11 protein-coding genes and 1 pseudogene are annotated in these 14,589 nt (G+C 68.3%); 10 read left to right on the plus strand and 2 right to left on the minus strand.

The window, feature by feature from the left end:
- Positions 1–42: 42 nt before the first annotated feature.
- From ACH4OW_RS34095 to ACH4OW_RS34110, 4 genes are all read left to right on the plus strand, one after another.
- Positions 43–474: an Hsp20/alpha crystallin family protein gene (locus tag ACH4OW_RS34095; RefSeq protein ID WP_360139913.1), complete on the plus strand. Its 432-nt coding sequence runs from the start codon at positions 43–45 to the stop codon at positions 472–474.
- A gap of 104 nt (positions 475–578) precedes the next feature.
- Positions 579–974: a DUF2267 domain-containing protein gene (locus tag ACH4OW_RS34100; protein ID WP_360139910.1), complete on the plus strand. Its 396-nt coding sequence runs from the start codon at positions 579–581 to the stop codon at positions 972–974.
- 67 nt (positions 975–1,041) lie between these two features.
- On the plus strand, positions 1,042–1,476 hold the full coding sequence (locus ACH4OW_RS34105) for a DUF2267 domain-containing protein (protein ID WP_398031872.1): 435 nt from the start codon (positions 1,042–1,044) through the stop codon (positions 1,474–1,476).
- A gap of 258 nt (positions 1,477–1,734) precedes the next feature.
- Positions 1,735–2,061, plus strand: coding sequence for a hypothetical protein (locus ACH4OW_RS34110; protein ID WP_398031874.1), 327 nt, complete (start codon positions 1,735–1,737; stop codon positions 2,059–2,061).
- On the opposite strand, the pseudogene ACH4OW_RS34115 reads toward ACH4OW_RS34110, so the two are convergent.
- A pseudogene (locus tag ACH4OW_RS34115) lies at positions 2,052–2,486 on the minus strand (hypothetical protein); the annotation flags it as partial. The gene ACH4OW_RS34110 and the pseudogene ACH4OW_RS34115 overlap by 10 nt on opposite strands.
- Before the next feature lie 688 nt (positions 2,487–3,174).
- Between ACH4OW_RS34115 and ACH4OW_RS34120 the strand changes: the two are divergent.
- Entirely contained in the window at positions 3,175–4,011 is an 837-nt protein-coding gene (locus ACH4OW_RS34120; RefSeq protein WP_398031877.1) for an alpha/beta fold hydrolase, read from the plus strand.
- A gap of 22 nt (positions 4,012–4,033) precedes the next feature.
- The gene (locus ACH4OW_RS34125) at positions 4,034–4,567 is read left to right on the plus strand and encodes a TetR/AcrR family transcriptional regulator (protein ID WP_360139940.1); all 534 of its coding nucleotides are present in this window, start codon (positions 4,034–4,036) and stop codon (positions 4,565–4,567) included.
- A gap of 747 nt (positions 4,568–5,314) precedes the next feature.
- Here the strand turns inward: ACH4OW_RS34125 and ACH4OW_RS34130 are convergent.
- A complete protein-coding gene (locus ACH4OW_RS34130; protein ID WP_398031878.1) occupies positions 5,315–6,352 on the minus strand; it encodes a LuxR C-terminal-related transcriptional regulator in 1,038 nt (345 codons plus the stop codon).
- Positions 6,353–6,718: 366 nt separating this feature from the next.
- Between ACH4OW_RS34130 and ACH4OW_RS34135 the strand changes: the two genes are divergently transcribed.
- The 4 genes from ACH4OW_RS34135 to ACH4OW_RS34150 all read left to right on the plus strand — a co-directional run bounded on the left by ACH4OW_RS34135 (position 6,719) and on the right by ACH4OW_RS34150 (position 14,375).
- Positions 6,719–7,567 carry an ArsR/SmtB family transcription factor gene (locus ACH4OW_RS34135; protein ID WP_398031880.1) on the plus strand — a complete coding sequence of 283 codons (849 nt, stop codon included), beginning with the start codon at positions 6,719–6,721 and terminating at the stop codon, positions 7,565–7,567.
- Between the two features lie 412 nt (positions 7,568–7,979).
- Positions 7,980–10,508 carry a class III lanthionine synthetase LanKC gene (lanKC, locus tag ACH4OW_RS34140; protein ID WP_398031883.1) on the plus strand — a complete coding sequence of 843 codons (2,529 nt, stop codon included), beginning with the start codon at positions 7,980–7,982 and terminating at the stop codon, positions 10,506–10,508.
- Positions 10,509–10,869: 361 nt separating this feature from the next.
- Positions 10,870–12,588, plus strand: coding sequence for an FtsX-like permease family protein (locus ACH4OW_RS34145; protein WP_398031884.1), 1,719 nt, complete (start codon positions 10,870–10,872; stop codon positions 12,586–12,588).
- A gap of 1,076 nt (positions 12,589–13,664) precedes the next feature.
- A complete protein-coding gene (locus ACH4OW_RS34150; RefSeq protein WP_398031920.1) occupies positions 13,665–14,375 on the plus strand; it encodes an ABC transporter ATP-binding protein in 711 nt (236 codons plus the stop codon).
- Positions 14,376–14,589: the final 214 nt, after the last annotated feature.

The raw sequence follows: 14,589 nt of genomic DNA on the forward strand, positions 1-14,589 counted from the left end.
CATTGGCAGCAACTGCCCGGACCTTCCTGGAGGTGTTTCACCATGTTGATGCGCACCGACCCCTTCCGTGAGCTGGACCGGCTCGCCCAGCAGCTGATGGGACCGGGCACCTGGTCCAGGCCGTCCCCGGTGCCGATGGACGCCTACCGCGAGGGCGATCAGTACGTGGTGGCCTTCGACATTCCCGGCGTCAGCACGGACGCGATCGACATCGACGTCGAACGCAACATGCTTACCGTCAAGGCCGAGCGCCGGCCCGCGACGAAGGCCGACGACGTGCAGATGGACCTGTCGGAGCGGCCACTGGGCGTCTTCTCCCGCCAGATCGTGCTGGCCGACACGCTGGACACCGAGCACATCCAGGCCGACTACGACGCGGGCGTGCTCACCCTGCGCATCCCGATCGCCGAGCGCGCCAAGCCCCGCAAGATCGACATCGGGGTCGGATCGGGCCGCAAGGAGATCTCCGGCTGAGCCGGACCCGATGAGGGCTGAACAGCGACGGAGGACGGGTACCTGATCTCCCCCGGGGCCTGTCCTCCGCGCCTCCGTGGACCGAGGAAGAGGTGACGGCCGACATGACGGTGCGACGGGAAGCGTTCCTCGACCATGTGAAGGAACGCGGCGAGTACAAAACCCCGCAGGAAGCCGAACGCGCGGCCCGCGTGGTGCTCGCCCTGCTGGGCGCACACCTGGTCGGCGAGGTACGCGCCCAGTTGGCGGCGCGTCTGCCGGAGGACTTCGCCCTGATCCTGCTCAACCCGTTGCAGAGCGCCGAGCCGCTGTCCCCGGAGCGTTTCGTGCGCGCGACTGCTGCCTGGATCGAGGGCGCGACCGAACAGACCGCGACCTGGGATGTCAGCGCCGTCCTTTCCACGGTCGCCGACGCCACCGGCGACGACCTTCTCAAACAGATCCTGCTCCAGCTCCCCGCAGGCTACGACCTCCTCTTCGGCCGCCCCCAGCCCACCTGACCACCCACCCCCGGTGACCGCACACCGGCCACCACGACCTGGTGACAGAAAGGCAACCACCGCAGTGATGTCCGACCACAGCGCACCGCTCCAGCAGCCTTACAGCAGGGCATACGAGCACATGCTGGAAAAGGTCCGCTACGACGGCGCCTACCCCACCCGGGAGAAGGCCGAGGAAGCCGTCCGCCTCGTCCTTTCGGGACTGGGACGCCAGCTGACCGGCGACGAACGCGTCGAACTGGCCGCCCGCCTCCCCGTCGAAGCCGCGTGCATCCTCACCGCCCAGATCCCCGACACCCAGCCGCTGGGCGGCTGGGCCTTCGTCAAGGACCTCGCCGCCCGCACCGGCGCCTCCCTGGCCACCACCCGCTGGGACACCGGATCCGTCTTCTCCGCCGTCGCGGCCTACGTCGGCCCCGACCTGCTGACCCGCATCCTGCGCCAGCTCCCCTCCGGCTACGCGCTGCTGTTCGGCCGCGCCGAACTCACCCAAGCCGCATAGCCGGGCCGCGCCTTTCCGGCGACACAGCATGCCGGTGGCCGTGACGCGCTACGCGCTCTTTGCTACGCGTGTACGCGTCACGGCCACCGGCATCATGCTGACGCGGCCAGAGCCACCACCGCGGTCCGACACCAACGCTGGAAGCACCGCTCACGCACGCTCCGAGGACCGCAAACAGGCACTCAGCTTGTCGTTTAACGTGCGCGCTGCCGCTTCGGTCGAGCCGGTGGGCTGGGGGGACCTGACATGCTTCGGGGCGTGACGTCCCGCAAGAGTTCCGAGAAGAGCCCGTTGCGCCTGGCTGATGTCTGCCCTGATCTTGTTGGCGAGATAGGCGCCCTGCTGCGGGACTCACACCCGGGAGACCCGATCGCGGACTCGATCTCGAGCCTTCCCTTTCACGGGATCTGCCGCGACTACGTGCTGACCGCTCCAGAGGGGACGCCATCGCCGTGGGTCATCGAGCTGGAGCGTGAACAGGAAACGGTGTTCCTGCTGGGTGTTGATCCGTCTCGGTCTGTAGTCACGTGGGTCGATGTGCTGGACGGTCGAGATCCGTCTGCTGCATTGCCGCGTCAGTCCTGACTGACGTGTCTGGGCCTCGTTCCCTTTTGGTGGTGGGTTGGACGGCTGTATGCCTCACCAGTGGCGAGGATCCGGCCCACGACATGACGGGGTACCGGGCAGCGGTTCTTCAAGCCGGACCGAGGTTTGGTCCACCCGAGCGTCTGCTTGAACAAGCGAAACGTGTGCTCGATGCCGAAGCGGCGGAGGAAGGACTGCCGGCAGCGGTCGACGTCCATCTCGGTGGCGCCGGTGCCTGACCACCACAGCCAAACGGGATTGTTCACCCCGCCGCTGGGCAGCTTCTCCACGAACAGGCGGACGACGGTGCCTTCGTTGATCGGCAGCGGACCTTCGTGGTCAAACCAGGCCGCCCGGCGGGTGAGTCGCGGGTGCAGCTGGCCCCACGCCTGCGCGTTCGGCTTCCCGTTGAGGCGGGTGTATGTGTTCTCCGAGTCACCCGGTTTGCAATGGCTGGCGCCGATCAGGACGCCGCCCAGCGCCTGGAAGCCGGCCAGCAGCCACCACCAGCTGATCCAGCCGGTCAGCGGGGCCAGGGCAAGCAGCACGGCCCCGGCCACATGCACGCTGGACGCCCACGCCAGGGCGCTCTTGCTGACGTTGCGCTGCGGCGCCTCCAGCTTCGTCGGCAGCGAGGCTTCGTACGCCAACAGCGCGGAACCGGCCTCGACCAGCTGCGCGAACAGCGCCTCGTGCCGCGGGTCGTCCTGCGGCAGACCGTCCAGCTCTCGAAGCACAGAGGTGATGCCGGCCTGGAGCCTGCTGGTCTCCTCTGCTATCTCATGCCGTATCTCGCCCACTCGAACCCCCACCTGTTATGTGACCGCGCCCCGCCGGAACATTGCCCTGCCGACGACCGGCGTCACCCTGGAAAGACCGGACGACACTGCCCACCGGCTCACAAGCCGGTCCCGTTCCCCACGTGCCGGGTGTTATTGCGCTCCTCCCGGTGCCGACGCCACACGGAGGGGGCTCCTCGATCCTGACCCGGGCCTGCCCCCTTCCGCGGCGCTTCGTCGTTTCTCCTGGCCGTGCCGGGGACTTCGTCGTTGACGGGCTTGGTTAATGACGTTAGCTTCCAGCTAACAGGGTTAGCCAGATTCGAGGGATGTCATGAGCGAGTACCTTGCGGTCGACGGCGGCATGATCGCCTACGAGGTGGAGGGATCCGGCCCGCTGATCGTTCTCGCGCACGGCATGGGCGACAGCCACGCCGCGTACCGTGCCGTGATCCCGCCTCTGGTGGCTGCGGGCCATCGCGTCGCCGCGGTCGATCTGCGCGGCTGCGGCGAGTCCAGCGTCGACTGGCCGGCCTGGAGCCGCACCGCCATCGCCGGCGACCTGCTCGCCGTGATCCGCCACCTGGGCGGCCCGGCCGTGCTCGTCGGCCACTCGATCTCCGGCGGCGCCGCCACCATCGCCGCGGCGCAAGAGCCCTCGCTGATCACCGGGGTTGTCGAGTTGGCGCCATTCACCCGCAAGCAGTCGATCCGCTTTGGCGACCTGCGGGTAAAGCGATTCCGGCAGGGCATGCTACGGCTGCTCGGCACGGGCGCGTTCGGCAGCCTGCCGCTCTGGCGCTCGTACCTCGACGTGGCCTACCCCGGCGTGAAACCGGCCGACTGGGCCGAGCGGCTCGGCCGCATCGACTCCCTGCTGCAGGAGCCGGGCCGGATGAAGGCCATGCAGAGCATGGGCCGCAGCGCCCCGACCGACGCCGGCGCGCAACTCGGCAACGTCCGCTGCCCGGTACTGGTCGTGATGGGCACGCTCGATCCCGACTGGGCCGACCCGCACGCCGAGGGGTCGGCGATCGTTGATGCCCTGCCGACCGGCCTCGGTCGCCTTGAGATGATCGAGGGCGCTGGGCACTACCCGCATGACCAGTTCCCCGACCAGGTGGTTTCGCTCATGCTCGCCTTCCTCCGGTCGGACGCCGCTCGTGCCTAGAGTCGGCCTGGACCCGGCAGCCGTGGTCGCGGCCGGTGCTGCCCTCGCCGACGAGGTGGGCCTCGCCAACCTGACGATGGGTTTGCTGGCCGAGCGGGTGGGCGTGCGTACCCCGTCCCTGTACAAGCACGTGGGCGGCCAGGAGGACCTCAACCGGCGTATCGCGGCCCTGGCGTTGAACGAGGCTGCCGACGCTGTCGGCGGCGCGGTCCAGGGGTACGCGGGTCGCGACGCCCTAGCGGCCGCGGCGTGCGCCTTCCGTGCCTTCGTCCTGGAACACCCCGGCCGGTACGCCGCGACGATCGGCGTGGAACCGCTCGGCCCGGACGATCCGCTGGCCACCGCGGGTCAGCGGCTGCTCGCCGCGTTCACGGCGGTCCTGCGCGGCTACGAGATCGCAGAGCCCGACGTGGACCACGCCCTGCGCACGCTCCGCAGCCTCTGCCACGGCTTCGCCACCTTGCAGGTGGCGAACGCCTTCCAGTGGAGCGCCGGCATCGACGAGAGCTTCAAGTGGCTGATCGCCTTCGCCGACCGGGGCCTGCGCGCTATGTGAGGAGCCTGCCGCCGTCGACCGCTTCGACATTCATCGGCGCCTTGAGCTGCCTCGTCGGCATGGCTGTGACCATGCATGTTCCACGGAACACTGACCCCGCGGACACGGGAGCATTGCGCAACTCCCCAAGCCGGGCTTGCCAAACATGTGCACCGCACCAGGGTCGAGGACGCCTGGGTGGCCGGGACCGAGCGGGCCGCGAAGCGGCTTCAACACCGCAACTTCGGCACGCTCACCGCCGTACCGGACGACGGGCATCTGGCCGGCCACTTCCCGCTGGACAGTGACGCGCGGCGGCGGGCGATGGCCTGCCGTGAACTGCACTCTCTGCGCGGTTCCTACTCGCCCCCGAGGACCGTACGGAAACTTTGTGCGAGCCGCGCCACGGGCTGCGGGCTACGGGCTGCGGGCTACGGGCTACGGGCTACGGGCTACGGGCTACCGTACGGCGGACGGCGGCCGCCACCCAGGCCCTGGCCGCCCTCGTCGACGCCGACGAGGCGCGCGGGAACGGCGATATGGAAGAACGCCACCGGCATCCCGAGCGGTCGGCCACGCTCGCAGGCAGCAGGGTCGGCCGGCCGGAGCCAGACGTTTCCCACGGGGCCCAGGGTCCGCTCGCAGCCGTACGGGCAGGCCGTCAGCGGCGTATCGGTGAAGTCGGCGGCGCACTCACCAGCAGCTCGGCGAACGCTGCGGGCCGGACGTGCTCCTGCGGCCCGCTCTCGAGCACTGCAACCCGCTCGTTCAGTCGTCCAGTAGGCCACTCTCGCCGACGAGAAAGCCCGCGTGCATGCGGGTCTTGGCACCCAGCCGTCGCATGATGACTTCTATGTGGCGTTGGCAAGACCTCAAGGACATGTTCAACCGCCGCGCGATCAACCGGTCTTCGACGCCTTGCACCATGAGACGCAAGATGGTGCGCTTAGTGTTTTCGGACAGTTCTGCCACCACTTGGCGCTCGTAAGAGGCGCTGAATGTGATGCCACGGGTCCACGCCCGCTCGAAGGCGGCGACTGCGAACGAGACGACGGTGGGGTCCCGAACCAGCACGGCCCCCTCCGAACGCGTGCGATCGAAGAAAAACGCCACCTGCCCGTCGAAAACGATCAACGGCATGAAACTGTCGCTACGGGTGCGGTACGACGTGTTGCGCCGCCCCTGGACCTTGATGCGTTCGACGAGATCCGGCCGAAAGCGTGCCGTGTGCGGAAATAGGGCGCGGACCTCGACATCCTCACCGAGCACGGAACTGCCGTCCGACTGGAAGAACGGCATAGCCTCGGCAGCGGCGGCCGCGTCCGGCTCGGAGAGCAGGATCTCCGAATGACAGGAGGCAGCCAACTGCAACGCCAGCTCGGCGACTTGGGAAGGCGAGGCGATGACCTCCACAGGCGCGGGTCCCACACGGCGCGCCGCCCCTTCTTGATAGACACTGGTGAGTTCGTACAGCACGGCGCGAATGCGGTCGACCTCGTGCTGCCGACGCTCGATGTCGCGCTGCAGAGGCGCAATGAGCTCGGCCCGCGCCGTCTCGGGTGACACCGCGAAATATTTTGCGGGCGATGAGTCAATACGGATCAGACCCAGCCGGATCAACCTGCAGATCGACTCCTCAATTTCGTGCTGCTGCAAACCAGTGGCCGAGGCGACTTCCTCGACGGAGCAATGCGTGACCCCGGATACCCAGCCGTAGATTTCACGGTCCTCACTCCGGAAGAAAGGCGGCTCAGCCTCCGGAGCTTGCGCTCCGAGTGAACCCTCGTCGCGTGTGATGTGTGGCACATTAGGCACAGTGGAATCCCTCATATCACCGCCGGGCGGAAATGTGACCCCCTGGCTGGCGTTCACTTGCTGGGCCGGAAGCCTAACCTATCCGTGACACTCGGACCGGCACATGGCCCGCCTCCGGCAACTCTTGCCTTCACGTGACTGCAGCGTTCGGCGACGGCCCTCCTCTTCGTAGCAGGCTATCGCTGTGCGGGACGAAGCCAAGGTCACGGCCTGCCCGCCTCCGACGGCCACGCAAAACCTTCGCGACCAAGAAACGGAACTGTCACACTTGTGCAACGCATAACTCTTTGTGTCGACGACTTGGCACGGACCAGAATCATCGGCCCACTCGGCTGGCATGTCGAGACGATTTTCGCAGTGGATGCCCTGCGCAACGATCAGAGCGAGTTCCTGCGGGCTTGGCGCCGTAGAGTGATCACGAGAATAGCGCAAGCAGGAAAGGAACTGGACGGGGCCCGACGGCTGGCAAGTTTCAGCGGGGGATCTCGGGAGGTCTTGTCCGCCTGGTCGGGCGACACCGGGGTGCCGAGTGCGCTCCCCGGTCTCGAACCGGGGCTACGCAGGTCGCACTTAGCGGCTGCTATCGGCGAGATGTGCCACGTGGCCGTGCGGCCGCATTGGGAGCGTGTCCACGCTCATTTGACCTCCGTTCGGGATTTTCGCCGGGACACCATGTGCAGTGAAGGAATCGAGGCACTGCTGAACAACCTCAGCCCCTACATACGCTGGAGAGCGCCGGTACTGGAAATCGACTCTGCAGGCATGGCCCGGGTCGAGCCGAATGGGCGCGGACTGCTACTGTCCCCGTCGCTCTTTCTTCAGGGGGGCGCCGCGGTGCTCCCGTCGTTTCCCTGGACCGCGGAGAGCAGCCCTGTCCTGGTCTTTCCCGACCGCCCCAGCGATCGCCATGGATCGCTCCTGGATGAGGGGCGGCCGCCCGCGCCTGCCGCCGACTTCCTGCCGCAAGACAGCCTGGCCGCCCTGTTGGGGAAGACCAGGGCAGCTGTTCTCCATGGGCTGCGTGACGGCTGCAGCAACGGCGAACTCGCCGAGAAACTGGGAGTCACCCCGGCAGCGATCAGCCAGCACACCGGCACGCTGCGGAATGCCGGGCTGGTCTTCACCTGTCGCAGCGGTGGCCGGGTCGTGCACACTCTCACCACGCTTGGCCGCTGCCTTCTGCATGTCGGTCCGAACTTTGACTAACTCCGCGAGCCTGCTTGCCGGACAGCTCGGAGCTTCGGCCCACCATGACAAGCCGTCCGTTGCCGCGTGCGGTGGTGTGCGCCCACCGAACACCGGATCGTGAGCGGTACGTAGCAATACGCCGTCCTTTTGAGCTGCCACTGAAAAGGTCGTCGGTTTCACGACCGTCCCAGAGCCTGACCTCCATCGACAGAGGGCTGGAAGCCCGGCCTCGCACGGCGCCCGGCACACCATCGGGCGCAAGCCTTCCCTGGGCAGGTCCCCTTCTCGATGGCAATTAAGCTGACACTAAAAAGGTTGACGGGTGTTCGACCACCCCAGAGGATGATTCATATCGGCGAAGGGCGCGAGAATCCGGCTCTGCTCCGTGTTCGGTGCCGTACCGGACGAAGAATCCCTACGGCAAGGGGCTATGGAGGGGAAAGTGGATCCGGATTACGGTCCCTATATCGTCGCGGATTCTGATTGGTATGAGCCACTGGAACGTTGTGACGATGCCGCCTCGCGATTCTCTTTGACCGAACGAGAGTTGCCCGTTGACTGGGAGCGGAACCAGCACGGCGTATGGGATGTTCTCACTCCTGTCAGCGGTCCGCGATTGCCCGACCAGGGCTGGAAGATTCACATTACGGCCACGATTGATATCGCCGAGGAAACAATCGATCAGGCCTGGGAGGTGTGCCGGCGGCTGAATATTCCTTGGAAATTCCTGCGCAGCCGCCGCGTTACACACATATTCAACAGCAAGTATGCGAACCGCGCCGCCAGTGGCAAGGTTATTACCGTCTACCCGCGTAACGCGGAAGAGCTGCGCGTTGCCCTCACCGACCTCGATGCGGTACTTGGCGGCCGCCCAGGCCCGTACGTCCTCTCCGACCGCCGTTGGAACAGGGGACCGGTGTCGGTCCGGTACGGGGCGTTCACGCTCATGTGGTGTGAACTGCCCGACGGCTCCCGGGTACCGGCTCTGCGCGATCCGCTGGGCAACGCCGTCCCCGACCGGCGCCGGCCAGTCTTCACCGTTCCCGAGTGGGCCGATGTCCCGGACTTCCTTGCCGCCGGCTTTGCCACGGCAGTCGCGGAGGCCGACGACACGCTCAACGGCTACACGGTGCTCAAGGCCCTGCACTTCTCCAACGGCGGAGGCGTGTACCTGGCCGAGGCTCCCGACGGCACCGAGGTCGTGCTGAAGGAGGCTCGTCCTCATGCGGGCCTGGATGCCTCCGGCGCCGACGCGGTGGACCGGCTGTACAACGAATGGTCGGCCCTGGCAGCCGTCGGCCACCTGCCGTTCGTCCCACGCCCCATCGAGTACTTCACCGCGTGGGAGCATCACTACCTGGTCATGGAGCACATCCAGGGAGAATCCCTCGGCACGTGGATGGGCCGTGACTACCCTCTCACCCGGCACGCCCCCGGCGAGCGGGTGCGCGCCGTGTACACCACGCTGGTCCTGGACTACCTGCGTCAGGTGGAGGCCGTCGTCGAGGCCCTGCACAACGCGGGGTTGGCCTTCGGCGACCTCCACCCGTACAACGTTCTCATCCGTGACGACGACACCATCGCCCTGGTCGACTTCGAGCTCGCCACGGCCGTCGACACCGAACGCACCGCCGTGCTCGGCGCCCCCGGCTTCATCGACCCATCGCTCACCAGCGCCCGCGACTGCGATCTCTACGCCCTGGGCTGTTGTCAGCTGGCCGCACTCATGCCGCTCACCGGCCTGCTACAGCGCACGCCGGCGGTCCTCGGTCACCTGCTCGAGATGGCCACCAGCGCCTTCCCGACGCTGCCTGCCGCGTACGTCGAGCGGATGGCGGAGCGCCTGGCTCTGTCGCCGAACCTGCGCCCCCACGTTCCTGGGCGCCGGACCCACGCCGTGCCCGCGCTCACCCCACCGCGCACCGACGCCCTGCTGCGCGGCATCGGCAGGTCCGCCGACACCACCCGCACCGACCGCCTCTACCCCGGCGACATCGCCGGGCACCAGGACGGCGCGGTGCTCGGCCTCGCCCACGGCGCCCCCGGTGTCCTCCTCGCCCAGCTGAGCACCGGCGCCTGCGTGGACCCAGGACACCTCGCGTGGCTGGAACGCGCGGCCCGGCAGGCCCCGGCTCGCACTCCGCTCGGGCTCTACGACGGGCTGGCCGGCACCGCGTGGCTGCTCCACCGACTCGGCCACCCGCTGGCCGGGGAGCTGATCGACCGCATTCTCTCCAGCCGGCTGCCCTCCTCGCCGGGACTGTTCAGCGGACTGACCGGCATCGCCCATCTCCTGCTGGACGCCGGTGAGCCTGACGCAGGGCTCAAGGTCGCCGCGGCCGTCCGCGACCGCGTGGGCGAAAGGGACGTACTGGACCGCCCCGGCCTGATGTACGGCTGGTCCGGACCGGCCGTGCTGCTCGCCCGCTGCGCCCGGCTCACCGGCGACGAGGAGTGGGCGAAGGCTGCTGCCACCGCTGTACGCGCCGACCTCAAGCACGCACGGGAGCTGGACGGAACACTCCAGATGCGTTCATCTCAGCGGCTGCTGCCCTACCTCGCCGAAGGGTCGGCCGGAGTGGCCCTGGCGGCCATGGCCCTGCCCGAGGCCCAGGCCACTGCGATCGACGTCACCGGCATCGTCTCAGGGGCTGCCCGCGCCGCAGCGGTCCACACCGTGGTCCAGGCAGGCCTGTTCAACGGCCGCTCAGGACTCGCCTACTTCCTCTCCCACGCCTCGGCGCACGTACCGCAAGCCCCCTCATGGGCCGAGCACCAGATGCGCCTCTTGTCACTGCATGTGGCTGACCACGACGGCGCACAGGTCCTCTACGGAAACCAACTGCTGCGCCTGTCGACTGACTTGGCCACCGGGTCCGCCGGTGCCCTGCTGGCAGCGCAGGCGACCAAGACGTCCGGCGCCCGTCTGCTCCCCGGAGCCCACCCCACCCAGGGGTGAGCTCCGTCAGCTGGATCACCTGTGACACCTGATAGCTCTCAGCCCTGAGAGGAGGTGCGGGGACGCCACGTCGCGTGTGGCCTCCCCGCACCGTTTCCAGCAGATCACTCTGTGAAGGACAGTAACCGTGTCTGTGGTGCCCCCTACTCCGCCTCCTTTGGCCGTCCCGCGCCTCACCCCCACCCGTCTCTTCTGGGCGGAGATACGGGCTCATGCCGGGCGGGTCATCGGCGTGGCGGCAGCGTGCTGCGCCACCGCGGCGGGTGTCGGGGCCTGTCTGTTGCTCCTGTTGGGCGCGGGCCTTGCCGATCATCCGGTGAACTCGCCCGAAGCGGCTGCTGCCCAAGGCGCTCAGCAGATCATGGGACTGCTGATGTCCATGCTGCTGATGTGTGCGGTCCTGGTCGTCGGCTCCACCGTCTCGCTGTGGACGGGACAGCGGCTGCGCCAGTTCGCCGTCCTCAGGGCCCTGGGGACCACCGCCGCCCGGCTGCGGCTGATGGTGGCTGCGGACGTGGCGCGCCTGGCCCTGTCCTCGGCGGCCGTCGGCGCCGCGGCCGGAGCCCTGCCGCTGGCAGAACTCGGACGTCGCCTCCTCATCGAGCAGCAGATGTGGCCCGCTGCCACATCGCTGCCGCCGTCCGCCGAGATGTGGGGTGTCTGTGCCGTCGTGTGCCTGGCGACCGGCGGTGTCAGCGTGCTCGCCGCGCTGTTGAGCGTGCGGACCGCCGGACGGGTCAACGCCATCGACCTCCTGAAGGACCACGAGAGCGCGCCGGGACTCAAGCGCAGCCGGGCCCGACTGATCGCTGGTCTGTTCATGGCGTTGACGTTCTGTGCGCCGCTGCTGCCCGTCATGGCCCTGCCGGGGCTTTCCGCGAAGGAACGCGCCGGTGTCGCCCCCGGACTGGCCCTTTTCGTCATTCCGACCCTGGCCGTGTTCGCCCCGTGGGTCATCCCCCCGCTGACCAGGCCGTTGTGCGCGGTCCTGCGCGCACTGGACCGGCGCGTCGGTGCCATCGCCGCCGCCGGCCTGCGGGCCGCGCCCGGCCGCACCACGGCCCTGGCCGTTCCCGTCCTGCTGGCCGTGGGGATAACCGCCTGCCTGCTCGGCGCCGGCGCCACCATGGGCCGCGCGACCCAGCAGGAGGTCACATCGGCACTACGGGCCGACGCGGTGATCAGCGCGGAACCGGGAGTTCGGCTCCCGGCCAGTCCCGGCACGCTCCCCGGAGCCACCGCCACCCCCGTGGTGGCCACCCAAGTCACCGTGCCCGGCCGCAAACGCCGCTCAGCGCCCAAGCCCATCCGTGCCTGGGGCGTGGACGGACACGTGCTGGCGCGAGTACTGGACCTCTCCGCGCGCGAGGGGGACCTGACGAAGGTAACCGCAGGCACCTTCGCCGCAGGCGCCACCTTCGCGGAGGAGGCGAAGTGGAAGATCGGCCAGTCCGTGGACCTGACGCTGGCGGACGGAACGACACAGCGGTCCACCCTCGTCGCGATCTACAAGCGCGACCTGGCGTTCCCCCGCATGATTCTCCCGCGCGCCACCGCCCTCGCCCACACCGCCGCTGCCACCGCCGACCGAATCTTCTTGACGGGACCGAGCAGCGCCTGGCCCGCGGCGAAAGGCCAGACCGTCGCCTCGCGCGAGGACTATGCACGAACCTTCACCCGCAATCCCGCCGATGATCTGGCCACCCGTCTGATCGTGGCGGTGATCGCGGCATACGCGCTGCTCGCGGCGGCCAACACCAGTGCCCTGGCCCAGCGCGACCGGGTGGCACAACGCGCCCACCTGCGGGCCCTGGGTCTCAGCCGCTTCCAGATGCTGCGCTGTGTGCTGTATGAGGCACTGGGCGGAGGAGTGGTGGGTGTGGCGCTGTCCGGTCTCGTCGCCGTGGTGTGCCTGATCCCGCTGTCCGTGACGCTCGGCCTCGGCCCGCTGCCAGCCTTCGACGCCCCCTGGACCGCGGGTGTGCTCGTGGGTGCCGTACTGGCGCTCGGTGTCCCCGCAGTACTGACCGCCCATCCACTACTCGCCGTCCAGCGGCAGTTCGCCCGGAGAGGACAGTGAAGGCAGCGCCACCGGGGCAGGCACTGGGCAGACCGTTTTGGCTGCTGTTCAGTGGGGAGGCGGCATCGGCGTTCGGGACAAGCGCTTCGATCACCGCGCTGCCGGTCGTCGCGATGCATGCCTCCGGGGACGTCCGGCAAGCCGGGCTGACCGGCACGGCGTTGTCCGCGGGCATTCTCCTGCCCCGCCTGCCTGTCTGTCTGTCTGCCTGCCCGCCTGCCTGCCTGCCTGCCTGCCGGAGTGTTCGCGGGCCGATACGACCGCCGGACGCTGTTGCTCTACGGCAATCTGCTCGGCGCAAAAAGCCTGGAAACTCTGGCGGTGCTCCAGACAAGAAGCGCCCTTGGCCTGCCCGTGCTGACGTCTGCCGCGCTCCTTTTGGGCATGGCCGGCAGTACCTTGACGCCGGCCGAGAACGTTGCCGTCCGGAATCTCGTACATCCCGGCCGGCGTGGGTCTTCACCCTCGATGCAACCACCTATCTCCTCGCGGCTGCCTGTACGGCGGCCCTGCTGTCGGGGGAGGGAGCCGTCGGCCCAAGACAGTCCACGCTGAAAGCCGCCTGTGAAGGCGTCCGTTTCCTGTGGCGCTCACCATTTCTGCGCTGCGCGGCGATCAATGCCGCCGTTCTCAACCTGCTCTTCAACGGTCTGCTGATCGTCATCATCACTTCGGCCGGCGGTGAGCGGGCCGGCCTGGGCATCGGGGTGCAGACCGCGGCGATCGGAGCCGGGGTCCTGGGAGGCTCCCTGATCGCCCCTCCGGTGGTCCGACGCCTGCCGGCGGCACGAGGTATCGCGCTGTCCACCAGCGTGATCGCCCTGGCGCTGATGGGCTCCGCGCTCGTCCACGGCAGCCGGACTGCGGCGTTTCTGCTCGCTGCCGCTTCCGCTTTCAGACCAGTGGTCACCGTCTTGCTGACCACCGCGCAGATGCGGATGACCCCAGCCGGGCTTCAGGGCCGAGTGCACAGCGGGATCAGCTTCCTAGCCCAGGCAGCCTCCCCGCTGGCCCCGACGCTCGTCGCCGTGTCGACCCACGCCTTCGGCCTCTTTCCCACCGTCCTGGGGGCCGCACTGTTGGTGCCCCTCCTCGCCCTCGTCGGCAACGTCGTCACCGTGCACCGGGTGTCCCTGGACATCCGCCGCGGACACTTCACCGCCATCATGGGCCCCTCCGGCTCCGGCAAATCCACCCTGATGCACTGCCTGACCGGACTCGACACTCCCTCCTCCGGCGCGGCCTGGATCGGTGAAGTGAATCTCACCGAACTGTCCGACCGGAAGCTGACCCTGATGCGCCAGGACCGGATCGGCTTCATCTTCCAGGCGTTCCACCTGTTGCCGGCTCTGACCGTCCTCGAGAACATCACCCTGCCGATGGCACTCGCCGGTAAGCGTCCGGACGCGCAGTGGCTCACCGAGGTGATTGCCACGCTGGGCTTGCGCGACCGTCTGACCCACCGGCCGCCGCAACTGTCCGGCGGTCAGCAGCAGCGAGTCGCCTGTGCCCGCGCGCTGCTGAACCAGCCGGAGATCATATTCGCGGACGAACCCATCGGAAACCTCGATTCCCGGGCGGGGGCTGAGGTGCTGCGGCTTCTTCAGCATGCGGTCCGCCGTCTCGGCCAGACCATCGTCATGGTCACGCACGACCCGGTGGCTGCATCGCGCACCGACCGCGCGGTGTTCCTCGCCGACGGCAGGATCGTCGACGAACTGCAGGAGCCGACAAGGGACCGGGTACTGAACCGTATGCGGCTGTTCGACGCTACAGACAGCGCCTGAACTTGTTCCCACTTTCTGTGCTGCCGCCAGAATCTGGCGAGGTCCACACCGCTGAGCACAGCACGCGCGCGATCACCGCCCCGGTGGGTCAATGTTCAGCGAGCGCGCGGTGAGCTTGGGCAGCCGGTCCGTCCAGGGTGCGCCCTGCGCCGTACGCTGGTTGCGCAGTTGTTCAGCCGCACTGCGAGATGAAGGGCGGTGAAGGCGAGCGCGG

It is taken from the genome of Streptomyces sp. NPDC017056 (genome assembly GCF_044332485.1).
GTDB lineage: Bacteria > Actinomycetota > Actinomycetes > Streptomycetales > Streptomycetaceae > Streptomyces.

Excerpts from the sequence above, each read along its gene's own strand:
- ACH4OW_RS34095 (WP_360139913.1), top strand. The coding sequence starts at position 43 with ATGTTGATGCGCACCGACCCCTTCCGTGAGCTGGACCGGCTCGCCCAG.
- ACH4OW_RS34145 (WP_398031884.1), top strand. The coding sequence starts at position 10,870 with ATGGGACTGCTGATGTCCATGCTGCTGATGTGTGCGGTCCTGGTCGTC.
- ACH4OW_RS34105 (WP_398031872.1), top strand. The coding sequence starts at position 1,042 with ATGTCCGACCACAGCGCACCGCTCCAGCAGCCTTACAGCAGGGCATAC.
- lanKC (WP_398031883.1), top strand. The coding sequence starts at position 7,980 with ATGGAGGGGAAAGTGGATCCGGATTACGGTCCCTATATCGTCGCGGAT.
- ACH4OW_RS34120 (WP_398031877.1), top strand. The coding sequence starts at position 3,175 with ATGAGCGAGTACCTTGCGGTCGACGGCGGCATGATCGCCTACGAGGTG.
- ACH4OW_RS34100 (WP_360139910.1), top strand. The coding sequence starts at position 579 with ATGACGGTGCGACGGGAAGCGTTCCTCGACCATGTGAAGGAACGCGGC.